Annotated in this window: 22 protein-coding genes and 2 pseudogenes; 22 read left to right on the top strand and 2 right to left on the bottom strand. The window is 65.9% G+C overall.

The features are described from left to right. The first annotated feature begins 81 nt into the window (after positions 1-81). From GFS60_RS32965 to GFS60_RS32920, 12 genes and pseudogenes are all read left to right on the top strand, one after another. Positions 82-1,275, top strand: coding sequence for an NAD(P)-dependent malic enzyme (locus GFS60_RS32965; protein ID WP_159928537.1), 1,194 nt, complete (start codon positions 82-84; stop codon positions 1,273-1,275). Positions 1,276-1,340: 65 nt separating this feature from the next. Then, positions 1,341-1,733: a hypothetical protein gene (locus GFS60_RS32960; protein ID WP_201453691.1), complete on the top strand. Its 393-nt coding sequence runs from the start codon at positions 1,341-1,343 to the stop codon at positions 1,731-1,733. A 571-nt stretch (positions 1,734-2,304) separates the two neighbouring features. After that, a complete protein-coding gene (locus tag GFS60_RS32955; protein ID WP_159928535.1) occupies positions 2,305-2,853 on the top strand; it encodes a cysteine hydrolase family protein in 549 nt (182 codons plus the stop codon). 49 nt (positions 2,854-2,902) lie between these two features. Further along, positions 2,903-3,810: pseudogene (locus tag GFS60_RS32950) on the top strand (aldehyde dehydrogenase family protein). After that, positions 3,710-4,063, top strand: coding sequence for an aldehyde dehydrogenase family protein (locus GFS60_RS40460; RefSeq protein ID WP_442972212.1), 354 nt, complete (start codon positions 3,710-3,712; stop codon positions 4,061-4,063). The pseudogene GFS60_RS32950 and the gene GFS60_RS40460 overlap by 101 nt, the downstream one beginning before the upstream one ends. Before the next feature lie 193 nt (positions 4,064-4,256). Next, positions 4,257-4,448, top strand: coding sequence for a hypothetical protein (locus GFS60_RS32945; RefSeq protein WP_159928531.1), 192 nt, complete (start codon positions 4,257-4,259; stop codon positions 4,446-4,448). Between the two features lie 247 nt (positions 4,449-4,695). After that, positions 4,696-5,100, top strand: coding sequence for a nucleotidyl transferase AbiEii/AbiGii toxin family protein (locus GFS60_RS32940; RefSeq protein ID WP_236603620.1), 405 nt, complete (start codon positions 4,696-4,698; stop codon positions 5,098-5,100). A 798-nt stretch (positions 5,101-5,898) separates the two neighbouring features. Next, a complete protein-coding gene (locus tag GFS60_RS38780) occupies positions 5,899-6,039 on the top strand; it encodes a hypothetical protein (protein ID WP_201453690.1) in 141 nt (46 codons plus the stop codon). A 158-nt stretch (positions 6,040-6,197) separates the two neighbouring features. Beyond that, positions 6,198-6,479 (top strand): hypothetical protein, encoded by a 282-nt coding sequence (locus GFS60_RS32935; RefSeq protein WP_159928529.1) that lies wholly within the window; start codon positions 6,198-6,200, stop codon positions 6,477-6,479. A gap of 1,175 nt (positions 6,480-7,654) precedes the next feature. Further along, positions 7,655-7,792, top strand: a pseudogene (locus GFS60_RS40455) (TetR family transcriptional regulator); the annotation flags it as partial. A gap of 1,155 nt (positions 7,793-8,947) precedes the next feature. Next, entirely contained in the window at positions 8,948-9,520 is a 573-nt protein-coding gene (locus tag GFS60_RS32925; RefSeq protein ID WP_159928525.1) for an NADPH-dependent FMN reductase, read from the top strand. A gap of 196 nt (positions 9,521-9,716) precedes the next feature. Further along, the gene (locus tag GFS60_RS32920; RefSeq protein WP_159929112.1) at positions 9,717-9,983 is read left to right on the top strand and encodes a lipocalin-like domain-containing protein; all 267 of its coding nucleotides are present in this window, start codon (positions 9,717-9,719) and stop codon (positions 9,981-9,983) included. Between the two features lie 566 nt (positions 9,984-10,549). On the opposite strand, the gene GFS60_RS32915 is transcribed toward GFS60_RS32920, so the two are convergent. Together GFS60_RS32915 and GFS60_RS32910 are read right to left on the bottom strand one after the other, a co-directional pair. Continuing rightward, entirely contained in the window at positions 10,550-10,795 is a 246-nt protein-coding gene (locus GFS60_RS32915) for a DUF3263 domain-containing protein (RefSeq protein ID WP_159928523.1), read from the bottom strand. Between the two features lie 76 nt (positions 10,796-10,871). Next, a complete protein-coding gene (locus GFS60_RS32910; RefSeq protein WP_236603618.1) occupies positions 10,872-11,906 on the bottom strand; it encodes a porin PorA family protein in 1,035 nt (344 codons plus the stop codon). A gap of 1,054 nt (positions 11,907-12,960) precedes the next feature. Between GFS60_RS32910 and GFS60_RS32905 the strand changes: the two genes are divergently transcribed. The 10 genes from GFS60_RS32905 to GFS60_RS32860 all read left to right on the top strand — a co-directional run bounded on the left by GFS60_RS32905 (position 12,961) and on the right by GFS60_RS32860 (position 26,762). Then, positions 12,961-14,559 carry an acyl-CoA carboxylase subunit beta gene (locus GFS60_RS32905; protein ID WP_159928521.1) on the top strand — a complete coding sequence of 533 codons (1,599 nt, stop codon included), beginning with the start codon at positions 12,961-12,963 and terminating at the stop codon, positions 14,557-14,559. 7 nt (positions 14,560-14,566) lie between these two features. After that, the gene (locus tag GFS60_RS32900) at positions 14,567-16,579 is read left to right on the top strand and encodes an ATP-binding protein (RefSeq protein ID WP_159928519.1); all 2,013 of its coding nucleotides are present in this window, start codon (positions 14,567-14,569) and stop codon (positions 16,577-16,579) included. Then, on the top strand, positions 16,576-18,387 hold the full coding sequence (locus GFS60_RS32895; RefSeq protein WP_159928517.1) for an acyclic terpene utilization AtuA family protein: 1,812 nt from the start codon (positions 16,576-16,578) through the stop codon (positions 18,385-18,387). The genes GFS60_RS32900 and GFS60_RS32895 overlap by 4 nt, the downstream gene beginning before the upstream one ends. 112 nt (positions 18,388-18,499) lie before the next feature. Then, on the top strand, positions 18,500-19,711 hold the full coding sequence (locus GFS60_RS32890; protein WP_159928515.1) for an acyl-CoA dehydrogenase family protein: 1,212 nt from the start codon (positions 18,500-18,502) through the stop codon (positions 19,709-19,711). A gap of 2 nt (positions 19,712-19,713) precedes the next feature. Then, a complete protein-coding gene (locus GFS60_RS32885; protein WP_159929110.1) occupies positions 19,714-20,730 on the top strand; it encodes a phosphotransferase family protein in 1,017 nt (338 codons plus the stop codon). A gap of 5 nt (positions 20,731-20,735) precedes the next feature. Next, positions 20,736-21,473, top strand: a complete 738-nt coding sequence (locus tag GFS60_RS32880) for an SDR family NAD(P)-dependent oxidoreductase (protein ID WP_159928513.1) — start codon at positions 20,736-20,738, stop codon at positions 21,471-21,473. Between the two features lie 139 nt (positions 21,474-21,612). Next, positions 21,613-22,830, top strand: coding sequence for an acetyl-CoA C-acetyltransferase (locus GFS60_RS32875; protein ID WP_159928511.1), 1,218 nt, complete (start codon positions 21,613-21,615; stop codon positions 22,828-22,830). 370 nt (positions 22,831-23,200) lie between these two features. After that, positions 23,201-24,367 (top strand): acyl-CoA dehydrogenase family protein, encoded by a 1,167-nt coding sequence (locus tag GFS60_RS32870; RefSeq protein ID WP_159928509.1) that lies wholly within the window; start codon positions 23,201-23,203, stop codon positions 24,365-24,367. Further along, positions 24,364-25,149 carry an enoyl-CoA hydratase-related protein gene (locus GFS60_RS32865; protein WP_159928507.1) on the top strand — a complete coding sequence of 262 codons (786 nt, stop codon included), beginning with the start codon at positions 24,364-24,366 and terminating at the stop codon, positions 25,147-25,149. Before GFS60_RS32870 ends, GFS60_RS32865 begins: the two co-directional genes overlap by 4 nt. Positions 25,150-25,202: 53 nt before the next feature. Beyond that, positions 25,203-26,762: an acyl-CoA synthetase gene (locus tag GFS60_RS32860; protein WP_159928505.1), complete on the top strand. Its 1,560-nt coding sequence runs from the start codon at positions 25,203-25,205 to the stop codon at positions 26,760-26,762. The last annotated feature ends 37 nt before the right edge of the window (positions 26,763-26,799 follow it).

Raw genomic sequence — 26,799 nt, 5'->3', positions numbered from 1 at the left:
CCCACCCATCCCGATCCCGAGCCGCTGACCCACACGCACCGCCCACCAGAGCTGCCGATCACATCCCAGGAGGATCCGCCCGTGACCGTGACATCCGAACCCACCACACCGCATAAGGTCGAGCTGACCGACGAGGAGATCTTCGCCGGCCACATCGGGGGGAAGCTCTCGGTAGAGACCACGACCGCCCTCGATACCCAGCGCGCCCTGTCCATTGCCTACACGCCCGGCGTCGCGCAGGTTTCCCGCGCGATCCACGCCGACGAGACCCTCGCCGACCGCTACACCTGGACCAGCCGCCTCGTGGTCGTCGTCAGCGACGGCTCCGCGGTACTCGGCCTCGGCGACATCGGCCCCCGCGCCTCCCTTCCGGTGATGGAAGGCAAGTCCGCACTGTTCAAGAACTTCGCGGGCCTCAATTCCATTCCGCTGGTGCTCGACACCAAGGACCCCGACGAAATCGTCGAAACCCTCATCCGGTTGCGCCCGAGCTTCGGCGCGGTCAACCTCGAGGACATCTCCGCACCGCGCTGCTTCGAGATCGAGAAGCGCGTGATCGAGGCCCTGGACTGCCCGGTCATGCACGACGATCAGCACGGCACCGCGATCGTGGTCCTCGCCGCCCTCAAGGGTGCGGTGAAGGTGCAGAAGCGGGACATCTCCGCGCTGCGCGTCGTCATCTCCGGCGCCGGCGCCGCCGGTGTCGCCTGCGCGAACATCCTGCTCGCCGCCGGCATCGCCGACGTGACCGTGCTCGATTCCAAGGGCATCGTCTCGGCCGACCGCAAGGACCTGAACGAGGTCAAGGTCGACCTCGCGGCCCGCACCAACCCCACCGGCCGGCACGGCGGGATCGTCGAAGCCCTCGACGGTGCGGACGTGTTCCTCGGTGTGTCCGCGGGCACGGTTCCCGAAGAACTCATCGCGACCATGGCGGACGACGCCATCGTCTTCGCGCTGTCGAACCCGGACCCGGAGATCCACCCCGAGGTCGCGAAGAAGCACGCGGCGATCGTGGCCACCGGGCGTAGCGACTTCCCGAACCAGATCAACAATGTGCTCGCCTTCCCCGGTGTGTTCCGCGGTGCGCTCGACGCCGGCGCCCGCCGTATCACCGAAGGCATGAAGCTTGCCGCCGCCGAGGCAATCCTCTCGGTCGTCGGTGACGAGTTGGCTGTAGACAAGATCGTTCCCAGCCCGCTCGATCCTCGCGTCGCCCCCGCTGTTGCGGAGGCAGTCGCCGCCGCTGCTCGCGCAGAAGGCGTCACCGACTAGCGAGAATCCACCCGAACACCGCGGACCGGAGCCCGCCACCACGGTCCGGTGTCGGGGTGTTTGCCGTGTCCGCAGGATGGTCTGGCGGTGCCCACTTCGGTTACTCATCGCCGGGCTTCCAGAAATTGCTGCGCGACAGCGTCAAGGGCGCGGCGGTGAGTCCTCGACGTTACGGAAATGGAGAACGGTTCACCTCTGGGGAAATTCACGAGCACTCCTGCCTGCGCTGCCCGCTACTGCGGCCGGACCCCAGCAACGCGGCCCACTCACCGAGGTCCGCGACAACCTGCTCGCCCGCATCGACGAAGCCCACCGCGAAGGCTGTCGAAGGACTCCGCATCAGCCTCGTCAGAGCCGAACACAAACTCGCCCAACTCGGCGAACTCACCACCCGCGCAACCACCGTCCACCTGGGACTACCCCACTTCTCCCACCTCGTCGGCCGAAAGGTCCAATGACGAACAGATCGCGAGTAAACGGTGTCACAACACCTTCCGATATGCGTCACGGAAGTATTGGGACGAGATGAGCCGGGATCTGCGGCCCGTGTACACCGCACCATCGGAGTCCGCGGCCAAGGAACGGTTCACCGAGTTCGTTCGGACCATACTTCGGTGGCCGTGTCACCCTCGTCCGCTCGACTGCGGCGGCAGAGCACCCTGCAGCGCCTTCCTTGCATGGTCATGATGTCAGCCCGTGGTCGCGCACAGCTCGTTGAGGATCCTCGCTTGCCGACCCTGTCCGCTCGCTTGTAGCTGTGGAGGACGCTTGAGCACCTGTCTCGACCAGTGCAGCTGGCGCGAGGTTCGCGCGGCAATGTCGACGACCGACAGGTCTCACAGTTCCGAGCCCGACGACCCGGCGCGATCATCCGCACATTCGACTCGGGCCATGCCGTCCAGCGCGATGCGTCCGATCAGTTGGCCGCGTTCATTGAGGACCAGGCCGCATCGAACGATTGAGTGCGAACGCCCGGCGGGATCGCCTGCCGTTCACGGATGCCAGTTCATCAACCAGAGAGGTACAGACATGCCCGCGAAGAACCCCACACGAGCTCTCCTTCTCCTTGATCTGGTCTACGGGACCGTGAGGCCAGAAGGTTCGTTCGGGCAGATCATGGCTCCCGACACCGACTTCGACGGTCTGCTCAGTCGGATCCGGCACAGGATCGACCAGGCACGTCGGGACGGCGACCTCGTAGTCTGGGTCGTTCCTGGCGCCGAGTTCATGAAGCGGATGTCCGGAGTCGACCCCCAAGACAGGGACCTGCGGCCCGACGAACTGGCCGGCACCCCCGCGGAGGGCGAGCCTCTTGTCATGAAGGCGGAGATCGGCGGCTTCAAGGGCAGCGACCTCGACGACGTTCTGAAGCAGCACGGCATCACCGAGATTGTCCTGGTCGGCGTCGCGACGCAGTACGTGGTGGACCTGACCACGCGCGAAGGCGCGGCGCTCGGATATGACGTCACGGTCCTGGCGAGCGGGTGCGCCGACGTCGACGAGCAGACTCACGCGCGGGTCCTGGCAGAGCTGCGCGGCGTCGACAACGTCAAGGTCGTGGCCGGCGCCACTGCGTGACGCTGACCGTTTTCTCATCGACATCAGACATTGATATCTCTCTATATGGATGTCAGTCAGCGGCCAAGGCTCTGACACGAATGTCACGACAGCACCCCACGTCCCGGCTTGGCGCGAGAGACAGTGGCGCATGATGATCGACGGCGACCGGGTCGAGACGTCCGGAATGCGGACGGTGCTGGACCCTGGCACGGGTGAGGTGATCGCCACGGTTCCGGAGGCAGGGATCGCCGAGTCTGACGCCGCCTGGCCGCCGCCGCCGTGGCCGCCCGCCCGGCGCAGCTTCGACAGCGGTACGTGGCACGGCCTCCCCGCGGATCGCCGCGCGGCAGTGCTGTGGCGGATGACGGATCTCATCGAGGAGCGGGTCGACGAGCTCGCCCCACGGCCCCGCGTCTTCCGTTACTACGCTGGTCTGACGCATTCGTTGGCGGGTCGCGTCATCGAGCTTCACAATGGCCACGGCGAGTACCACGCCTACACGCTGCGCCGCCCGGCCGGAGTTACTGCGCTCATCACCCCGTGGAACGCGCCCCTCACGATGGCGTCCTGGAAGCTGGCACCTGCGCTCGCCGCGGGGTGCAGCTGCATCCTCAAGCCGGCCGATCTCACCCCACTGACGAGCCTGCTCCTCGCCGACATCGCGCAGGGGCGGGGGTTCCTGACGGCGTCGTCAACGTTCGTCACGGGCAATGGCGCCGTCGTCGGGGCGCGGCTGGCGGAGCACCCGCACGTCGACAGGGTCGCCTTCACCGGATCGACCTCGGTGGGGCGCAGCATCATCCGGGCGGCGACTGGCAACCTGAAGAAGGTGTCACCGGAGCTGGCGGCAAGTCGCCAGTCCTGGTCTCCGCCGATGCGGACGTCGAGCAGGCCATCGAGGGTGGCGCAGCGGCAATCTTCACCAATGCCGGCCAGGTGTGCACGGCCGGATCGCGACTCATTGTCCACGAGTAGCTGTATGACCAGGTCGTCTCGGGAGTCGCCGAGCGGGCCCGGAGCCTGCGCGTGGGCTACAAGCTTCGACCCCGAGTCGCAGATGGGGCCCGTCATCTCCGACGAGCATCGGACGACTGTCATGGGGTACATCGAGTCAGGGGTCGCTGACGGGGCGACCCTGATGGCCGGTGATGAGCCCGGCTTCTTCGTGCAACCGACCGTCCTCAGCGACGCCAGACCGGACATGCGAGCACCTCCGCAACCTCGATGACAAGGACGCCGAGGCCATGCGGGAGTTCTTCAGCCCGACGCCGGCATCGAGATCGGACCGCGGACGTTCGCCGACGTGGACAACTCTCGTCGCTCACCTGCGAAACGTTGACGAGCGACCCAGCCTGGACGGTCCATCACGCCCACATGCCTCGGGTCGAGCTCTCGGACAACGGCACACGTACAGCGGTCCTGTGGACATCGCTGTACACGAGGGGAACGTCGACCCCGACGGCGACGAGCGCCGGGTGGCCGTGCTCGGGCGGCACGACGGCGTGCACCGACGGAGCGGCGAACGCACCTGGCGGTACTTCCGACTCACCTATGTGGTGCTGCGCCCGGTCGAGTCCCGTCGTCGGCCGACGACCGCGCATCCCTGTACATGACGCGTCTCAGGATGAGATCTCGACCGATGAACCGGTCCGCGTTCAGGGTGCGCTGATGCTGAGTCAGTGGCCCCGCCGGGTGACCTCAACGCTCCGAAGGCTCGAGGTCGGTGCGGCTTTTAAGACGCTGGTCGGCGAAAGCGGTCGACCGGTGAGCCCGGTGGCGCGTTCCCTGCAGGCGGTGCGGGCGAGTATCACCGACCGCCTCAACCGGTACGCCCGAGAGCACGGCCAGAAAATCGCCCTTGTGCGCCGCCGATTCCTCATCACAGGCTTTCTGACCCGCGTTTTCGATGCTGACGCGGACGGGTCGATTCTAAAGGGCGGCATCGGAATGATGGTGCGCCTGCCGCAGGCCCGCTACAGCAAGGACATCGACCTCCTCGCCGTCACCGACCTCGCGGACTCGGTCGACGAGCTGCGCCGTACGGTCCGCGACCACCACCTCGACCACTTCCGCTTCGAGGTCGGCCCGGCCACCGAGCTCAGCCATGACAAGGGGGTCACGGTCACCGTCACCGCCTCGCTCGGCGGCAAAACGTCTGACAGTAGCTCCCTCGATGTCGTCGGCAGCCGCCCGCACACTCGTAGGATAAATCGAGCGGGATGGGACGATGTTTCGGTAGCGAGGACTGCGAAACATATTCTTTGACAACGTAACTGAAATGTTCGAGGTGTGGATTCGTCTCGCTTCTTCAGACCGATCTGTTTCGGCGAGGAGTGGATGTATTGGCGATACCGAACCGTGCGTCGGCGGCGAGGGTCGTCTGGTCGCAGCGGCGGATGGTGCAGGCGTCGGGTGTGGGGAGGGGAGTGGGGGAGTTGAGTGCGGTGGCGCTGATAGTGCATCGGGGCCTCGACGTGCATTGTTCGGGAGTTGTTCGACTCCCACACTCCTCGGGTGATCTTCATCGGGCGACGGTAGAACGGCCGGTAGGCATACCCGTCTTCATGCCTAGGGTATGTCCACGCGGTCGAGACCCGCAGTTCGCCGAGTCCTCGCCTCGAACCCCGATGTCGCTGGTGTGCAATATCGGCCGTGCCCGGACGAGAATGCTGTCGCCCGGATGCTGGCCGATGATCCCACGGCACACACCTACCCCACCCGGTCCGCCGGCACCGCCGTCGGAGGTGTCATCGGTGGCAGGGGCGCTACACGGACAACCTGCACGTCGTAACGAGCAGCGCATCACCGACTTTATGAGCCGGATACCGCAAGTCCAGGGTGTGTGATCCATACCACCGCACAATTTCCGCACCACTCGATAACCGACCAGTAAGTGCGATCTCAAGTCTTGAGCGCCAGATCCAGACTTAAACGTCCAGACCCGATTTAGGGTATGACTGTAGGCATTTCGGCCGATGTGTAGGTGTCGCGGGCGGTCCAAGATAGCTGGTGCGCCGTCATCGTCGGGGCAGTCAAACTATCTGTAGTGAAAGAAGAGTTGTCATGGCACGGAATACCGAGAACCTGGGCTCACGTCTGCTGAATACGGTGCGGGTCGGCGTGGTTGGCACTGTTCTGTACGCCGGGCTGATCATGGGCGTGGTTGTGGTCGCGGTGTGGAAGTTCCCGATGCCCGGCGTGTAGGCCCGCGACGCAATGGTGCTGCGCCGATGCCGGCGGGTGAAACACGAGGTGGCAGTTCGGCGATAGAGCTGACCGGGGGCGTGATTGTGCCCGTGGCTCCATGCGGCCGGTGATCAACGCGCGGCAATGTGACGTGCCCTGGTGCGGTGGAAGGGACGATGATGTTCGGGACGGGCGTAATCCTCATGGTTGGCCTGCTGGTGGTGGCGCTTCTGGTGGTCCCCGTCTCGTTCGGTGTGGCGGCACGAGTGGACGCGAAGGCCCGCCTCCTTGCCGAGCCCCGGGCGTCCCATCCCAATCCGGTGGGCTCGGTCGCCGTTGCGGATGCGGATAAGCAGGGTGATCGGTGGCGGCAGCTGGCAACGAGGGCGTGGCTGCTCTGCTGCGGCGCCTCGCTGGTCGCCGTGGCGGTCGTGGGTGTACTGATCTGCGTCGGATGACGTCGGTGGGCGCCGGGAGTGTGTGCGGTGGTTGCTTGCCGGTTGTCGATGCGAGATCCGCGCACGCGGATGGGAAGTCGCGGACTCTGGAACAATTGTGGCTCTAGTGACGTACGCGCCAGAGGCGCCCGAACTACGCTGATCGCCGTGCAGGTGAGCCGAAGCGGCCCGGTCGGTGTGAAGTCCGCTCCGGCCGGGCCTCGCCGGGACATACACCAGGTACCCGCCGCGTTGAGCCGTGACCGCGCTCGGCACGCGGTGTGTATCCGAGAGGGCGCGCTTCGGTCGGGCGGTGCGGGGCCGCGGTGGTGTACCCGGGTAATTGGAGTCGCCGACGACTCCCCGGACGTGTGTCTCATGTGCAGTTTCGCCCCGATCTACGGATCTCGGCGGAACGGTTGCGCCAATCGCTTCTAGCCAGTGGGGATTTGGCTGGCCCCGGGGCTTGTGGACCTGCTTCTTCGTGTTCCGGCGCGAGGAAAGGGTAGATCCGCTGCTCGCCCCGATCGCCGAATGTGACCCAGGCCGCATTACTTTCTCTGTGGGCGGTATTTACGATTGGCGGCCGTCGGAGAACGTGAGTGTTCCCCCCCGAAGGGCGCATTCGACTGCGGGCGTTGGTCCCGGCGGCGCGGATTCGGTGTCTGACCGATCGACTCGCCTGGTAACGATCCTCCCGAACTCCGCCCGCCCGGGCGCAGAGAGATTCTCGGCGTGTGGGGCACAGTGCCCTGTGGTGGATGTGGATGGATGTTCGAGGTCGGACTGCCGGTCTGTTCCTCGCCGGTGCGGGTGTTGCGGTTGAATGTGAGATCTGCTGTTACCTGGGGATGAGGTGGGGGAGCTGACTTGGCTGGCGCGGGATGCAGGCGAGATCGCCGAGCAGTACCGGCGTGACCACCGGTAGTGACACACCGGAGCCGCGACGGCGCCCACCGAAGAAGCGGCACGGTGGTCTGTTTTTTTCGTGTGAGCGGGTGTCGGCGGCTGTGCAGGTGGACGCAGGTTTTCCGGAGGTGAAGCGTACCGGTGCCGGTGGCAGCGTCGCGCACGCCGCAGTCGCGCGCAAAGGGGCACGGAAGGTGCGGTAGATGCTGCAACAGCAACAGCAACAGCAACAGCAACAGCAACAGCAACAGCAACAGCAACAGCAACAGCAACAGCAACAGCAACGGGTGGCGGTGACCCGTGCGCAGATCGTCCGCGGGGCAGCGGAAGATGTTCGACAGGTCCGGGTTCGAGGGCGCCAGTCTCGTCGAAATGCTCGGGCAGCGGGCACGACGAAGGGGGCGTTGTACGTTCATTTCCGGTCCACCTGGCAGTGGACTCGGGCATAGCGAGGGGTTTCGGCGCAGCGATTCCACTGCCAGTGCTTGTCTTCGTGGTTCGACCACTTCTCATCTGGGAATCTCCGGTTGCCCTGGAGTGGCCCGCCCGTATGACGGTGCCATCGTACGGACGGACTCTCCCCGGACTCGCACCAGTGGTGGAGCGGCTTCTGGGGTGCAGCACTGGTCCCTCAAAGGGGGACAAATATGTTGCCTGTCTGCGCGGGTGTGCTGCCTGCGTGACTGCGAGTGGATTTTGTTGTTCGGAAGCTGTGTCCGGCGGCCTCCTTCCGGTTCGGCCGTGTTTGGAAAATTGGACGTGACAATTGTGGGGTGCTCTGCCGAGGCTGCACATGCGTAGTTCGGCGTATGTCGGTACCTGTTTTCTGGGGTTGCTGTTCATCGATCCGGTCGTCGAGATATGCGAAGGTATCGAGTTTCGCTGCGGAGATGAACGAGACGGTCCAGGGAAGTGCCAACAAGCATAAGCTCGATAACACCGATCGGACGGTCCTGACGGAAAAGAAAGTTTGAAGGACGCCGATGCCGCAAATGTCTCCAATCCCGTTCAGCGAATGCATTTCAGTTGAATCCACCAGACCCGGCTTCGTTCTCCGCGGGGAACGGAGCGGCATGTGATAATTCAGTGCATCATATTGTCGGTGCCGGCTGGCCCGACCCGGCAACATGTCGCGATGGCTGCGGACGATGAGTCTTCAGCAGCCTGGCCAGGACCTCGCCACGGGACTTGAGTTCGTCGTCGACGATCAGCGCGAGGTGGTGTCGTGCGAAGTTCATGGCCGTCGGCCGGGGTCGTTGGGCAGCGCGGAGACGCGGAGACGCGGAGACGGATAATCGGAAAGGACGGGGTTCTCCGCGTTCTCCGGTGAATCACGCCGCTCACCTTCACGGTTCGTGACCGTCACCTCAGATCGCGCCCACGATCCAGCGAACCGTTTCGGATCCTCGCCGGCGATGACCAACCCGTCGCCCTGGGCCGAGTCGGCCCGCGAACCGGATCGCGTCGCGTTCTCGATGGCATGACGAAGTTCGGGCGCGCGGATTGGTCGATCGCCGGCGAAGCGGCCTACCGAACACGGATGATGGAGGGAACCCGCCTACCGCGCGAAGGGAACACCGGTGAGCACCTACACGGTCGGTTACATCGTCGGAAGTCTGTCCTCCACCTCGATCAACCGGATCCTGGCCACCGCGCTGATTAACCTCGCCCCGGACGATCTGGAGTTCGTCGAGATCCCCATCGGGAATCTGCCGCTCTACAGCCAGGACTACGACGCCGACTACCCGCCCGAGGGGCGGGCGTTGAAGGAGGCGATCGCCGCGGTGGATGCGATCTTGTTCGTCACCCCGGAGTTCAATCGGTCGATCCCGGGGGCGTTGAAGAACGCGATCGACTGGGCATCCCGCCCGTGGGGCCAGAATTCGTTCGACCACCTGCCCGCGGCCGTCATCGGCGCCTCCCCGGGCGCGATCGGCACGGCGGTGGGGCAGCAGAGTCTGCGCGCGGTGTTGAGCTTCACCAACGCGCGGCAGATGACCGCCCCGGAGGCATACATCACGTTCAAGCCGGAGATCTACGGCGACGACGGCACGATCTCCGACGAGTCGACCGCGCAGTTCCTGCGCGGGTACATGCGGGAGTTCCGCGACCACATCGAGCGGGTGCTCACCGTCCTCCCGCGCACCCGATGAGGACACCGGCGACTCGGAACCGGCGCTGCCGCGGTGCTTGAAGTTAACAGGTGTTTGTCGGGTCTTCGGCCACTGGTCGTCGCCACTGCCAGTGGAGTTCGTGGCCCGGGAAGTTCCGAGTGGGGCCAACCGGGGGCCGCCCACAAAGACCCTATCGATCGCTGGAGGCAGTAGTGACTGAGGGTTTGCGTGACCGCTGATCGGTGCGTGGAAACGGTTGTCGTATCAGGAGATTCCGGTGGATGGGTCCGATCCGTCCGAGTCGCTGGGAAATGAGCCGCGCGGCCTGATCTTCTACACGCCGGACGGCTACATGTCGGCGCAGCTGTCCAAACCCGACCGTCCGAACTTCCCCTGGGGGGACTGGTTCGCTTGGCGTGGACAGTGCACGGCAGTGATCCTCCAGCCACCACCAGACCCGCGGCAAACGGGGACATACACGTCAAGACAGCTGTACGCGTGAGTACCTGCCGCGCCCGAACTGTGTTCGGTCTAAGACTAAGTCACAGTGCTCGCGGTTCGGGACACCGTACATCCAAACGTTCACTCAGCGAACGTATTTTAGGTGTAGAGAACTGGGCGGTCATTGTGGCGCTCGGAAGCACGAGCTCGGGAAATCCGGCGCGGTTCCCTCGACCTCTAGCAGGTTGGGAGAACAGGTTGCGGCGGCCGGCCGGTGGTAACTACGCCATTGACCGAGCCGGCGGCACAGGGATGTCGCGCATACGCGTGGCGTTGCACCGGGAGGAACTTGCAAGGGACGGACCGGGTGTGGCTGCGCTTGGTCGATGTAGCACTCGGTCCCGGTGCTTCTCAATGCACCGGGATCGAGTCGCACTGGCGAACGGAAGCTTGCCGGCGGAACATCCGGTTAGCAGGGTGTTCGGTGAGCTTCCTGCACCGCCCAAGCGCCGTGCTCGTCCTCATCGATGGGTTACCGCCGACGTCCCCGGATCGCGGGGGCTTCGGTGACGGTGACCAGATCGCGAATGATGCGGGATTCCCCTCGATTTCGACTGGCGCGGCTCCTTACCGCCGGATCGGCGCGGTACGCAAGGTCGCGTAAGCAGCTACCTTCTTCGAGGAAAATCGGCCCAACTGCCCACGGGCCTTTGCGTTCGGGCCGCCGACCCGTGGAGTGGACACCAGGTGGAGTAATCGGCGGTAGAACTGTTCGGGAGTGAGCCCGAACTCCGCCAGGATCTCATCATCGCCGCCGCCGTAGCTCATCCACTGGCTTGCGTACTCGATCATGCGTTGTTCTTGGTCGTTCATCTCGTCCTCATGCGCGAAGTGACATCCGTACGGACATCACGCCGATCCGTCGCTCTCCGGTGCTGCGTCGTCGAGCTCACGTACGAGCGGCTACTTCCTCCTCGGCGGGTTCCACATCTGCCAGCGGTGTCGGCCGTCGGCGAACAACGCCCAACACAATGCACGCTGCGCCGATGACGAGCAGACCGAGGGGAATGTACATTTCGAAAAGCGAGAGCATCGTGCTCGCGGAGGCCGCTGCAGCGGCCGCATCTGCAACCGAGCCCTGGGTGAGCGTGGCGTCGATCGACATCACCGGCATCAGCGGGACGGAGCGCCCGTTGAGATCGATGTTGGCAATGATCTTCTGTTTGAGAGAGCCGTCGACCGGTGCGCCGGTGACCGTGTCCGCAGCGAGGGTTGCCTGAGTGTCGGCGTCGTATGTCAGCGGTACCGGATCTGAAAGCTGCTCGAGTGCGCTGGTCACGCTGGCACGAGTCTGCTCAGGCAACAGCGGCGTCAGGGAGCTGAGCAGCGATTTCGGAAGGGATTTCGGGAGTGTTTCGGCTACGGCGGGGTCTTGCAGCGCCCCCCGGGCCGAGACGGTGTAGTTGTAGGTGGTCCGTCCGGCGACCTCTCCGTTGTCGACGAACACCATCGGGACCGTCGTTCGGGTGGCGGAGTCGTAGTACCGATAGTCGGACGAGGGGGAGGGGTGCAGCGGAAGCGAGATCGTCAGACCCGAATGCGATTCCACGGACGGGTCGGTAGACGGCGCGCTGTCCAATGTCGACCTGTTCAGGGCGTACGTGTGGTTGTTGGGAATGGACCCGGCGGGGGTGTGCACCGTCGTGTCGTCGTGCATGATCGCGGTATCGCCGGATGTGCTCGACACATACACATGCCGATCGATGGTGATGGGCACTCCGGTTGCGATCGCGTTGGCGAGGTCACCGACCTGAAGTGCTTCAGGGTTGAGCAGATCGGCGGTGCCTTCGTAGTGGGCCGTGCTGTCGAGATCGCCGGGAAGCTTCGTCGCGATGGGAACAGCGACGAACCGAATTGCGGCCGCCGCTAGAAGTAACAGCACCCCTATCGCGATGAGTATTTTCGAGGAGCGTCGAATTACCACTGTGTCTCCTTGCAGGGGCTCGGTGGATGTTGGGAAGACTGGTTATGTCTGTAGGTGCTCAGTCCAGCCCGAATTGATTTCGTGGCTGAATTGCCCGGCGTGACCGCAGGTATGAGGCGCACTGAGCTGGTTCAGTGAGAAACCTCCCCGTACTCGGCCGCAATGGGCCGCGGCCGAGCTTACGAAGGGTAAATGCACCGTCTGCGCGTTGGCCGGGAAGCGTTCGATGTGGTGGGCTCTTGCCTCTGCGGTCGCGAAAAGCAGAGTGCCGCTCAGCGCCAACCGTTGCTCCAGCCGCTGGCAGTGCATTGGTTTGTGACGCCGATCACGATCGCATGCATTCCTTTTCGAAGTCAACGCGGGATGGGTCTTCTGGTGAGACAGAATTCGTCTCACTGGGCGCGAGACGCCGGGTGTTACGGGCGAGGGTCCGTACCCCGTCCGCGGCGCGCCCGTTGTGTGGAGCGATAACGGTCTCGATCGCGGCGCTGTCACGCTCGGCGAGGTGTGTTCGACCAGTCCCGCTGCCGGCACCCCGTGCATGCCTCCGGGCGCGGCGACGGATTCCATGGATTCGGGTTCCGCCGCAGGTCAAATGCTCCCGATCTGCGCGATCCCCCAGTTGGGTTCGGCGCCACCCGAGGCGGAGCGGCACTCGGCGCGGGCTGCGAACGCAGGGCCCTCCGGGCCACTCCGAGGCCGGAGCCAGGTATCGATATTTGTGTCAACTTGTGTCAAGGGATATGGGAAACTGCGGCCTATATATACACTCTCTTGCCTGCCCAGGGCCCCAATCGAGAACTTGACAAGTCAATCACCTGAGCGTTACATGGTGAAGGTCACATGCGGCAGGGTCGGGTTCTTCACAGCCTTGTCTCACACCGACGGCTCGACCCGATGCACGATGTCACGCCAAGGCGTGCCCTGGATGCGTTCACCCGCGCCCTGGCCACCGGCAGCGGTACGGGTGGCGGAGTGTCGCCTTCGTTGCCGCGCATGTGTCGCCGTGACTGCCTCACCGCACGAATTCCACAAAGCTGATCGAGGTGTACCTATGACTGTCCTGTCCACACGATTCGATACCGGGTCCGAGCAGTTCGGGCTCGATCGCCGGGCGATGCTCGACGCTCTCGAACCACTCGAGTCCCTCGCGGACCGGGTGCTCGATGCGGGTGGAGACAAGGCCGTCGAGCGCCACCGCTCACGCGGCAAGCTGCTGGCGCGCGAGCGCGTCGATCTGCTCCTCGACGAGGACGCCCCGTTCCTCGAATTGTCCTGCTACGCGGGCGCGCACGACCCGGCCGAGCAGCCGGGTGGCCGACTGATTACCGGTATCGGCCCGGTCAGCGGTGTGGAGTGCATGATTATCGCCAATCAGTCGACGGTGAAGGGCGGTTCGCTCAACCCCGACGCCGTGGCGAAGCAGTTGCGTGCCCTCGATATCGCCGAGCGCAACCGGTTGCCCGTGATCACGCTCGTCGAATCCGGCGGGGCGGACCTTCCCCGGCAGGCCGATATCTTCGTGCCCGGCGGGCGGACCTTCCGTGAACTCACCCGCCTCACTGCCGCGGGGATCCCGACGATCTCCCTGGTATTCGGTAGTTCCACCGCCGGTGGCGCGTATCTGCCGGGAATGAGCCAGTACACGGTGTTGGTCAAGCAGGCCGCGTCGGTGTATCTCGGTGGCCCGCCGCTGGTGAAGATGGCGATCAACGAGGACATCGACGACGAGTCGCTCGGTGGTGCGGAGATGCACGCTCGGGTGTCGGGTTTGGCGGACTACCTGGCCGAAGATGAACGGGACGCGCTGCGTCTGGGCCGGCAGATCGTCTCGGACCTGCAGTGGACCAAGGCCGGACCGGGGCCGTCGCTTCCGGCCGACCCCCCGGTCCACGATCCGGACGATTTGCTCGCGTGCGCGGCCGCCGACGCCAAGCGGCCCGTCGAGGTGCGGGAGATTCTCGCCCGCGTGCTCGACGGCTCGCGCTTCGACGAGTTCAAACCGCTGTACGGCACCCAGCTGGTGACCGGATGGGGTTCGATCGCCGGATATCCGATCGGCATTCTCGCCAACAACGGCATCCTGTTCTCCGACGAGGCGAACAAGGGGGCGCACTTCATCCAACTCGCCAACGCCCGGGACATTCCGCTGGTGTTCGTCCAGAACATCACCGGCTTCATGGTGGGCTCCGCGGCCGAACGCGGCGGAATCATCAAGGACGGTGCGAAGCTGATCAATGCGGTCTCCAATTCCACTGTCCCGCACCTGACTTTGATGATCGGCGCGTCGTACGGTGCGGGCAATTATGCGATGTCCGGGCGCGCCTACGATCCACGGTTCGTCTTCACCTGGCCCAATCACCGCATCGCCGTCATGGGGGGCGCCCAGCTCGGCGGGGTCATGTCGATCATCCGCAAGTCCGCGGCGCAGCGGTCCGGCGCGGCGTTCAGTGATACCGACGATGCCCGGGTCCGCCGCGAGATCGAGGACATGATCGACAGCCAGTCCGGTGCGATCTACGCCACCGGGCGGGTATGGGACGACGGTGTGATCGATCCTCGTGACACCCGCGCCGTGCTCGGCCTCGCCCTCTCCGCCACCCATTCCGCACCGGTGACCGGCACCTCCCGGTTCGCTACCTTCCGATTGTGAGAACCTGGTGAACAACACTTCGATCAGCACCCTGCTCATCGCCAACCGTGGCGAAATCGCGCGACGGGTCATCCGCACCGCCCGCGCCCTGGGAATCCGCACGGTATCGGTGTATTCCGTCCCCGACGCCCGGTCCCCGCACGTCACCGACGCCGACTTCGCCGTCCCGATCGGCGGTGCCACCAGCGCCGAGTCGTATCTGGTGTGGGAGAAGATCCTCGATGCCGCCCGCCGCACCGGCGCCGACGCCATCCATCCCGGCTACGGATTCCTTTCCGAGAACGCCGAATTCGCTGAGGCCTGCGAGGCCGCCGGGATCGTCTTCGTCGGACCGAGCCCGGACTCGATCCGGGAGATGGGTCTGAAGGACCGGGCCAAGGAGTGGGCCCGTAAGGCCGACGTGCCGGTCCTGCCGGACGCGGTCATCACCGGCGACGACGCCGATACCTGGAAAACCGCCGCGGCCGAGGTCGGGTTCCCGTTGCTGGTCAAGGCCGTCGCCGGCGGCGGCGGCAAGGGCATGCGCCTGGTCGAGCACCCCGACGAGCTGGTGGACGCGGTCGCAGCCGCTCGCCGTGAGGGGGCGAATCTCTTCGGCAACTCCACGGTGTTCCTCGAGCGTTACCTGACCTCCTCCCGGCACATCGAGATCCAGGTGTTCGGCGACAAGCACGGCAACGCGGTGCATCTCGGCGAGCGTGAGTGTTCGGTCCAGCGCCGGCACCAGAAGGTCCTCGAAGAGGCACCCTCGCCGGTGATCACACCTGAGGTGCGCGAGAGAATGGGCGCGACCGCGGTGTCCCTGGTCCGCGAGCTCGGCTACCTCGGCGCCGGCACCGTGGAATACCTCTTCGACGACACCACCGGCGGCTTCTACTTCCTGGAAATGAACACCCGCTTGCAGGTCGAACATCCCGTCACCGAAGAGGTCACAGGGTTGGACCTGGTCGCTTTGCAGCTGCGGGTGGCACGCGGTGAGCGCCTCGGGTTCGATCAGAACGACGTGACCATCAGCGGCCACGCGATCGAGGTCCGGCTCTACGCAGAGGATCCCGCGGCCGACTATCTACCCACCCCCGGCGACCTTCATCACTACACGCACCCAGAGCGGACCGGGATCCGCTACGAGGACGGCATCGCCACCCCGGCGACCATCTCACCGTTCTACGACCCGATGATCGCCAAAATCATCTCCCACGCCGACACCCGCTCGGAGGCGGCGTTCGCCCTGGCCGCCGCACTCGACGGTACGCAGGTGCACGGCGTGCGAACCAACCGCGCGTTCCTCGCGGCCCTGCTGCGGGACCCGGACTACCTCGCCGGCGCCACCCGCACCGACTTCCTCGACCACCACCCGGACCTGCTCGATCCACCGATGGCCACGGCCTGGCCGGTGCACCTGGCCGCCGCCATCGCGGTCTCGACCGCCCGGCGCAGAGACACCGACCCGATGCGCGGACACGCCCGGCCCGGGTTCCGGCCGCTGGCCACCCGCCTGATGACCCACGCCACCTGGCACCGGACCGGCGACGAGATGGCGTTGCAGGTCGACTACCGGCTCGGCGGCTGGTCGGGAGAGACCGACCTCGCCCTGACCATCGACGGCGCGGTCCACGACTTCACCCTCCGCGACCTCGGCACCGACAGCGTGCGGGTGCACTACGACGGCGTCGACTACCCCTGCACGGTCCGGACGTATTCCGACGGGTCCGTCTGGGTCAACGACGCCAGCAGCCAGTCCGGCTGGCAACCGCAGCCGCGGCTGCCCGACCCCGGCGATCTCACCGCCGCCGCCCTCGGCCCGGTCAACGAGATCCCCGGCACCGTGGTCAACATCGCCGTCGAGGTCGGTGACACGGTCACCGCAGGCCAAAAGCTCGCCGTGATCGAGGCGATGAAGATGGAACACCCGGCCACCGCCGCGGTCGACGGAACGGTCGAGAAGATCCACGTCTCGGTCGGCCAATACGTCGACGCGCACACCGTCCTGATCACCCTCGCGGCAGGAGACCCCTCATGAGCACCGCACCGCTTCGGATAGCGAACTGTTCGGGATTTTTCGGCGACCGCCTGTCGGCGGCACGAGAGATGGTCCACGGAGGCTCCATCGACGTCCTCACCGGGGACTGGCTCGCGGAGCTGACCATGGGAGTGCTGGTCAAACAGCGCAAACGCAACGCCGACACCGGTTTCGCCCGCACCTTCGTCCAACAGCTCGACGAGGTGCTCGAAACCTGCCTCGACCGGAAAATCAAAATCGTATCGAACGCCGGTGGCCTCAACCCGCACGGCTGCGCCGCGCAGATCGTCGACATCGCCGAACGCCTCGGCCGGACGGTACGGGTGGCCGTCGTCGACGGTGACGACGCCACCCAAGCCTTCGCCGCCGCCCGCCGCACCGGATGGGACGCGCCCCACCTCGACACCGGCCAGCCGTTCTCGGAAGCCGGACAGGACCCCGACGTCGTCAGCGCCTACCTCGGTGGGTGGGGAATCAAGGAAGCCCTCGATGGCGGTGCCGATGTCGTCATCACCGGTCGCGTCACCGACGCCGCGATCATCCTCGGCCCGGCGGCCTGGCACTTCGGCTGGCCCCGAACCGACTGGGACGCACTGGCCGGGGCCGTCGTCGCCGGACACGTGATCGAATGCGGAGCCCAGGCGACCGGAGGGAACTTCTCGTTCTTCTCCGAAATACCGGGCATGGACCGTCTCGGATTCCCCATCGCGGAGATCGACGCCGACGGCTCGTCGGTCATCACCAAGCACCCGGGCACCGGTGGGGCGGTCACCGTGGAAACGGTCACCGCCCAGTTGCTCTACGAGATCGACGGACCCCGGTATGCGAATCCGGACGTGATCGCCCGCCTCGACACCGTCCGCCTCGACCAGCTCGACACCGACCGCGTCCGGATCTCGGCAGTGCGCGGTGAGCCGGCACCGCCGAACGTCAAGGTCGGTGCCCTCGTCTCCGGTGGCTGGCGCAACGAGATGACCTTCGTCCTGACCGGAACGAACATTCAGGCGAAGGCCGACCTCGCCCAGCAGGCCCTGTGGACGGCGATTCCCGGCGGAAAGGACTCCTTCCAGCACGTCACCGTCCGCCTGCTCCGCGCCGACCGATCCGATCCCGCGACGATGAACGAGGCGGTCGCCTTGCTGACCATCGCGGTCACCGATCCCTCCCGGGAAAAGACCGCGGCGTTTCCCCGCGTGGCCATCGAAACCGGGCTGGCGAGCTACCCCGGACTGTACTTCACCTCCCCGCCCACGCCCGGCAGCGAGATCAGCGTGTTCTGGCCGACACTGATGCCCGCCCACTCCTTCCCCCAGCGCATCACCCTCGACGGAACCTCGGTCAGCGTTCCTCCCGCACCCCAGGCCGCCGCCGCACCGGCCATTGCCGAACCGACACCCCCCGCCCCGGAGCCGGCGCAGGGCCCGACAGTCCGGCAACCGTTGGGCACGGTGTTCGGAACACGCTCGGGCGACAAGGCCGGCAACGCCACCTTGGGCGTCTGGGCACGCACCGACGCCGAGCACCGCTGGCTGCGCTCGTGGTGGACCGAAGACGCTGTGCGCGCACTGATCCCCGAGGCCACGCACTGCCCAGTGCGGATGTGGGAGCTTCCCCATCTGCGCGCATGCGGAGTGACCATCGTCGGACTGCTCGGGCGCGGGGTGGCAGCAAACCTCGACCTCGACTCCCAGGGGAAAGGGTTGGGGGAGTATGTGCGAGCGAAACACCTCGACATCCCCACCGCCCTCCTGCACACAGACGGGCATGCACCCGCCGAACTCGTCACAGCCGAAGAACCCCGCAGATGATCGAGACCACGATCACCGGCACCGAGAACCTGCCCGCGGCAGACCAAACGAATCAAGACAGTGCTGGTCGGCCCGCTCCGCGGCGGGCAAACGACCACCGAGAGAGGTAGTTGTGGCGATCGATCTAACGTATACGCCCGAGGTGACCGCCCTGGTCGAGAAGACCCGCGCATTCACCCGTGAGGTGGTGCTGCCCATCGAGGATGAGCACGGCGGGGACATCATGTCGGCGGGCGGTGACGGTCTTCGGGTGGAACTGCAGCGAGCGGCGAAAGAAGCAGGAATCTTCGCCCCGCACGCGCCGGTCGAGTTCGGCGGCCTGGGGCTGAACATGACCGACCGGGCACCGGTGTTCGAGGAGACCGGTTACTCACTGTTCGGTCCGGTCGCGACCAACATCGCCGCCCCGGACGAGGGCAACGTCCACATGCTCGCGCACATCGCCAACGACGAGCAGAAGGAACAGTTCCTCGCCCCGCTCGCCCACGGAGACATGCGGTCGGCATTCGCGATGACCGAACCGTCGCCCGGTGCCGGCTCGGACCCGACGGCGCTGACCACCCGCGCCGAGAAGGTTCCGGGCGGCTGGAAGATCAACGGCCACAAATACTTCATCACCGGAGCCGACGGAGCGGGCATCTTCATCATCTTCGCGCGCACGTCCGGGCAGCCGGGCGACCGCGGCGGCGCCACGATGTTCATCACCCCGGCCGATGTGCCCGGGCTGAAGGTCGGTCGACACATCGACACCCTCGACCGGGCCCTGATCGGCGGCCACTGCGAGATGTTCTTCGAGGACCTGTTCCTCCCCGACAGCGCCGTACTCGGCGAGGCCGACCAGGGCTTCGCCTACGCCCAGGTCCGACTCGGCCCCGCCCGCATGACCCACGTGATGCGCTGGCTGGGCGCCGCCCGCCGGGCCCATGATGTCGCCGTGGCGCACGTCGCGCAACGGGACGGTTTCGGTGGCAAACTCGGCGACCTCGGCATGATCCAGCAGATGGTCGCCGACAACGAAATCGACATCGCCGCCACCCGGGCGCTGCTGACCCAGGCGTGCTGGGAACTCGACCAGGGCGGGCACGCGAGCAACGCGACGTCGATCGCCAAAACGTTTGCCGCGGAGGCTGTCTTCCGCATCGTCGACAGGTCCGTGCAGATGTGCGGGGGACTGGGCGTGTCCGGGGACCTTCCCCTCGCCCGGCTCTCCCGCGAGGTACGCGGCTTCCGCATCTACGACGGAGCCTCCGAGGTGCACCGGTGGTCCCTCGCCAAACGGGTCATCGGTGCGGCGAAGAAGGCAGCACGGGAGGCCCGTCCGTGACCGTGACCGAGCATCGAGGCCTGGATCTGATTGCGCTCGAAAGGTTTCTGGCCGATTCCGGCGTGGAACTGGACGGCCCGCTGCGGGCCGAGCTGATATCCGGCGGAAAATCCAACCTCACCTACGCCATCTCCGACCACACCTCCCGATGGGTGCTGCGCCGACCGCCCACCGCGGGACTGACCCCCACCGCCCACGATGTGGCCCGGGAGTACCGGATCACCTCCGCCCTGCAAGACACCGCAGTCCCCGTCGCGCGCACCGTCGCCCTCTGTGAAGACGACTCCGTGATGGGCGCGTCGTTCACCGTCGTCGAACACGTCAGCGGACGCGTCATCCGGACCAAAACCGACCTGGCCGACCTCACCGACCAGGACATTCACGACTGCACCCGGGAACTGGTCCGCGTCCTCGGCGCCCTGCACAACGTGGACTACCAGGCCGCCGGACTCGCCTCGTTCGGCCGGCCGGACGGGTACGTGACCCGTCAGGTCGCCCTGTGGGCCAAGCAATGGGCCCGAGTCAAGACCGCAGACTCCGCCGATCTCGACCGACTGCACGCCGCACTCGCCGAGTCGATTCCCGCGCACTCGGAGGCGTCGATCGTGCACGGCGACTACCGGATCGACAACACCATCCTGGCGCCCGGCCAGACGAGCCGGGTGGCCGCCGTCGTCGACTGGGAAATGTCCGCACTCGGTGATCCGCTCACCGACGTCGCCTTGATGTGCGTCTACCGCAATCCGGCGTTCGACCTGGTCATCGGCGAACCCGCGGCATGGACCAGCGAACGCCTGCCCTCGGTCGACGACCTCGCACACTGGTACACGACCACCTCGGGCAGGGAACTGAAGAACTGGAACTTCTACCTGGCCCTGGCGAACTTCAAACTCGCCGTCATCGCCGAAGGTATCAATCACCGCTACCTCGTCGGCGCGACCGTCGGAGACGGCTTCGACAGAGCCGGCGAGTCGGTCCCGGACTTCATCACGGCAGGGCTGCGAGCGTTGAAAGGATGAAACCGATGAGCAAAACCGCCCTGGTCACCGGCGCCACCCGCGGCATCGGATTGGGCATCGCCACCCGGCTCGCCGAGCAGGGATACGCACTCACGATCAGCGCGCGGGATTCCCACCGACTCGCCGCCGTCGCCGAAGATCTCCTGCGACTGGGCGCCGAGGACGTGGTCGTCGTTGCCGGCGACATGGCAGACCAACACACCGTGCACAAAATGATCGACCTGCACGCCGACCAATTCGGCACCCTCAACGCATTGGTACTCAATGCAGGATTCGGGGCCAGCGGAACAATCGCCGAGTACTCGATGCGACGGTTCGACAAGACCATCGACATCAACCTGCGGGCACCGTTGACCCTGGTGCAGCGGGCGCTGCCACTGCTGTGCGCCGCGGCAACCGCCGATCCCGAGCGCGGCGTCAAGGTAGTTGCGCTGGCGTCGATCACCGGGGTCTACGCCGAGGCGGGCCTGGCGGTGTACGGGGCAACGAAAGCCGCCCTGATCTCCATGATCGAAACCCTCAACGCCGAAGAGGCGGGCAACGGAATCACCGCCACGGCCATCGCACCGGCGTTTGTCGACACCGACATGGCCACCTGGATTCACGACAAGATACCGCCCGAATCGATGATCCAGGTCGACGACCTCGTCGAACTCGTCGACGCGCTGTTGCGGCTGTCCTCGCGTGCGATGGTCTCCAAGCTCGTCGTCGGCCGCGCCGCGACGACCGGCTACTGCGCCTGACGCGGCCGCGGCAACACGGACGCCGGTGCGAGCCGGCCCGGCGATACGAAGTGCGAAAGAAATGTGCCGCTACAGAGCACAACATGCGGGCCATCCCGGATCCAGAGCCGTCTCGGCTCTACCGACGCAGGAGTAAACCATGGTTGAAGCCGTCATTGTTTCCATCGCCCGTTCCCCGATCGGTCGCGCCATGAAGGGATCGCTCAAGGGCATGCGCCCGGACGACCTGGCGGCGCAGATGGTGCAGGCGGCACTGGACAAGGTTCCCGCCCTCGATCCCACCGACATCAACGACCTGATTTTGGGTTGCGGGCTGCCCGGCGGTGAGCAGGGCTTCAACATGGGCCGCAACGTTGCCGTGCAGTTGGGTTACGACTTCATTCCCGGCACCACCATCACCCGTTACTGTTCCTCGTCTTTGCAGACCACCCGGATGGCATTGCACGCGATCAAGGCCGGTGAGGGTGATGTGTTCATTTCCGCCGGTGTCGAGACGGTGTCCCGGTTCACCGCGGGCAGCTCCGACTCGCTGCCCGACACCCAGAACCCGCTCTACGCCGACGCGCAGGCCCGCACCGAGAAGCTGGCCCAGGGCGGGCAGCAGTGGGTCGACCCCCGCGAGGAGGGCCTGGTCCCGGACACCTACATCGCGATGGGCCAGACCGCGGAGAACGTCGCCCAGATCACCGGCATCACCCGCGAGGAGCAGGACCGGTGGGCGGTGCGCTCGCAGAACCGCGCGGAGGAGGCCATCAACAGTGGTTTCTTCGAGCGGGAGATCACCCCGGTGACCCTGCCCGACGGCACCGTCGTGTCCACCGACGACGGCCCCCGCGCCGGCACCACCTATGAGGCGGTCAGCCAGCTCAGGCCGGTGTTCCGGCCGGACGGCACCGTCACCGCCGGCAACGCGTGCCCGCTCAACGACGGCGCCGCCGCCCTGGTGATCATGTCCGACACCAAGGCCAAGGAGCTGGGGCTGACCCCGCTCGCCCGGATCGTGTCCACCGGGGTGTCCGGGCTGTCGCCGGAGATCATGGGTCTCGGCCCGATCGAGGCGTCCAAGCGGGCCCTCGCCATCGCGGGACTGGGCATCTCCGACATCGACCTCGTCGAGATCAACGAGGCGTTCGCCGTGCAGGTGATCGGGTCGGCGCGGGAGCTGAACATCGACGAGGACAAGCTCAACGTCTCCGGCGGCGCCATCGCCCTCGGTCACCCGTTCGGCATGACCGGTGCCCGCATCACCGCCACGCTGCTGAACAACCTGACCACCCACGACAAGCAGTTCGGCCTCGAAACCATGTGCGTCGGAGGCGGACAGGGCATGGCGATGGTCCTCGAACGGCTGAGCTGACGCGCACAGTCGGCGCCAGCGCCGACCGATAGCACCGATATCCGCGCCGCAAACCCGTGTCTCACAGATCGGTATGTCAACTAACGGTCGCTGCCGAGTCGTATGTTGCGGGCAAAATGCCGATCGATCTGCTGAAATAGCGCACAGATTTACTTGACAAATATGTCAAACACGAGCTGTAATGGAAGAGATTCCACTAGTGCGGAGCCGAATTCCACGACGACGCGCACCGGAACGGCGAGCTTTACTACCGCCGATGGGCTCACCGCGCGGTGCAGCGTGGCAGCCCCCGGTAATGGATGGATCCGGGCCAGTACCGGCACCGCGCATCTTGAAATCCTGACAGTCCTACCGACCCCCTGGAGACCCGATGACCTCCGCGAACGACCTTTGGAACACCGACGAGCGTCGCGCCCTCCGTGAGGCCGTGCGCGGCTTCACACTTCGCGAAGTAGTGCCGAACCTGCCGGCGTGGGAAGACGCGGGCGAGATGCCCCGATCGTTGCACGAGAAGGCCGGTGCACTCGGGCTTCTCGGCCTCGACTTCCCCGAGAAGGCCGGCGGTGAAGGCGACTTCATCGATTTGATGGTCGCCAACGAGGAGATCATCCTCGCCGGTGGCAGCACCGGAGTCACCTCCGCGCTGTTTTCCCACACCATCGGCGCATCTCACATCGCCGCCGCCGGAGATCCGTGGCAACTCGACGAGTTCGTCCGTCCCGCCGTCACCGGCACCAAGATCGCGTCCCTGGGTGTGACCGAGCCAGGGACCGGCTCGGATGTCGGATCCATCACCACCCGCGCGGTGCGCGACGGTGACGAGTACGTGATCACGGGTGGAAAGACGTTCATCACCTCGGGGACCCGCGCCGACTTCGTCACCGTCGCTGCGCGGACCGGCGGACCCGGCCATCACGGGGTCTCCCTGTTGGTCGTCGAGTCCAACCGTCCCGGATTCACCGTCGCGACCAGGCTGAAGAAGATGGGCTGGTTGTGCTCGGACACCGCCGAGTTGCATTTCGACGAGGTGCGGGTGCCCGTCCGCAACCTCATCGGCGAGGAGAACACCGGATTCCGGCAAATCATGCAACGCTTCGAGTCCGAGCGGCTCACCCTCGCGGTGCAGGCCGTCGCAACCGCCGAACGCTCTCTCGCCCTGGGCAAGGAGTACGCGACGGTCCGCACGACCTTCGGTGTGCCGCTCGCGCAGCGGCAGGTGATCCGTCACAAGCTCGCGGAGATGCAGCGGCAGACGCTGGTGGCACGCACCTACGTGCGTGATGTAACCGCTCGCTGGGCGGCCGGGGAGAAGGTTGACGCCGAGGTCGCGATGGCCAAGAACACCGCCGTCGCAGCCTGCGACTTCGTGGTCAATGAAGCGGTGCAGATCCACGGCGGGATGGGTTACATGCGCGAGAGCGAGGTAGAACGCCACTACCGCGATTCCCGCATCCTCGGTATCGGTGGTGGAACGAACGAGATCATGAACGAGATCATCGCCAAGCGGTTGCTCGACGCACCCCAGGCAAGCCGATGACGGCGGCGGAGACGGTCGGTCAGCGGCCACTGGTGATCAGCGACGTCACCGGCGGGGTCGCCACCGTGACCCTCGATTCCCCGGGCAACCGCAACGCGTTGTCCGCGGACCTGTGCGCCCACCTGCTCGCCGAGCTGACCACCGCAGTGCGCGACGACAACGTCCGGGCGGTGGTGTTGACCCACACCGGACCGGTCTTCTGCGCCGGTGCGGATCTGAAGGAAGCACCCGAGCGCCGCGGTGCCGCTGCACGCGACTTCTCCGCGGTGCTGGAGTTGTTGTGGACCTCACCGAAACCGGTGGTCGCCCGTCTTGCCGGCCCGGCCCGCGCCGGCGGCACCGGACTGGTCGTTGCCTGCGATTTCGCGGTGGCGGTGGACACCGTCAGCTTCGCCTTCACCGAGGTGCGGATCGGCGTCGTTCCCGCGGTCATCTCGGTCCCGCTCCGACATCGAGTTGTGCCCCATGCGCTCTACCGTCTGTTCCTGTCCGCCGAGACATTCGATGCACATCACGCGGCAAGCATCGGCTTGCTCAGCGCAGTGGTCCCGGTCGACGATCTCGACGACGAGATCGGTCACCTCGTCGAGACCCTGGTACTGAGCGGACCGAAGGCGTGGGCCGGAACCAAGCGACTGCTCCGCTCCGAGGCCCCCTCGATCGCCGTGGAACTCTCTGCAATGCAAGATCTTTCGGCGCAATACTTCAACTCCGAGGAAGGCAGAGAAGGTATTCGGTCATTCGCCGAACGACGTCGACCGGCATGGGTACCCCACTGCTGAGTCGGCACCTCGCCGCGATCGGGCAACGAAACCAAGACGCTAGGAGAGAACACATGCAAGGCGGAATCGGGGATTGGATCGTTCGACGCGCGCATCGCCGACCGAACGCGACGGCATTGATCGACGGCGACAGCGGCCGGGCGGTGTCGTATACGGATCTCGAGCGTGACGTGTCGGCCACGGCGGCCGCACTGCACGAACTCGGTGTCCGCCGCGGGGACCGTGTCGCGATCCTGATGGAAAACTCCATCGAGTTCGTTCGCGTGCTCTTCGGCGCGGCGAATCTCGGCGCGATCGTGGTCCCGGTCAATTTCCGGCTCGGCGCAGAGGAGGTTCGCTACATCCTCGCCGACTCGGGCGCCACCGTGCTCGCGGTATCGAACAGATTCCGTGACCTCGCCACCGGCGCGGTGGAGCGGGGCGGGCACGGCGTCCGACGGATCGTGGTCGAAACCGCCGGCGCCCAGGTCGGCGGCCTGCCCGTCTCGACGTTCGACGACTTGCTCACCGCGGCGGGACGGCGAGGCCCCGACCCGCTCGTCCGCCAGGACGACACCTGCGTGATCATGTACACCTCCGGTACGACCGGCACCCCCAAGGGTGCGATGCTCACCCACGCGAACATGCAGTGGAATGCGTTCAACATGGCGACCGTCGGGAGCGGGCTGACGAACGGGACCGTCACCATCGCGGTGGCGCCGATGTTCCACATCGGTGCGCTCGGATTGTCGGTGCTGCCCATCCTCTACGCCGGTGGCACGGTGATCACGGTGCGTGCGTTCGATCCCGACCGGACCCTGGCCCTGATCCAGCGGTACCGCACCACCACCCAGTTCATGGTCCCGGCGATGTGGGCGGCGCTGTCGAAGGTGCCGGACTTCGACTCCTATGACGTCTCGTCGATGCAGTACGTGCTGTGCGGCGGCGCCCCCTGCCCGCTTCCGGTGATCGAGTTCTATCAGCAGCGCGGCTGGATGTTCCTGGAAGGCTTCGGGATGACCGAGGCATCACCGAACACCTTGTTGCTCGACGAGGAATCGGTGGTCTCGCACGCCGGCTCGGTGGGCAGACCGTTCATGCACGTCGACGTCCGAATCGTCGATCACGACGATCACGATGTCGCGGTCGGTGAGGTCGGCGAACTGGTGCTGCGCGGACCGAACATCTTCGCCGGGTACTGGGGCAGACCCGCGGAGACGGCCGAAGCCACCCGGGGCGGCTGGTTCCACACCGGCGACCTCGGACGCGCCGATGCCGAGGGTTTCATCACCTTGGTGGACCGGAAGAAGGACATGATCATCTCCGGGGGAGAGAATGTCTATCCGATCGAGGTGGAGCAGGTTCTCTACCGTCACCCCGCGGTGTCGGAGGTCGCCGTGATCGGTGTCCCGGATGAGAAGTGGGGGGAGACGGTCGTCGCGGTGGTGGTGTCCGTGGGGGACAGCATCGACGAAACCGAACTGATCGACTTTGCGCGTGCCCGGATCGCGCATTTCAAGTGCCCGCGGCGGGTGGTGTTCGTCGAGGAGCTGCCTTACACCGCGACCGGGAAGATCCTCAAGCGCAAGCTGAGGGAACGCATCACGGGAGTGGCCGCCAGCGTGCACCGCTGATCGAGGAGACCCCCGGCGGCCGGGTCCGGTCACCGAC

The organism is Rhodococcus sp. WAY2 (assembly GCF_009859915.1).
In the GTDB taxonomy this organism is placed as follows: Bacteria; Actinomycetota; Actinomycetes; order Mycobacteriales; family Mycobacteriaceae; genus Rhodococcus_F; species Rhodococcus_F oxybenzonivorans.
The sequence above is the reverse complement of the archived record's forward strand: the minus strand, read 5'-3'. Positions and strand labels throughout refer to the sequence as shown.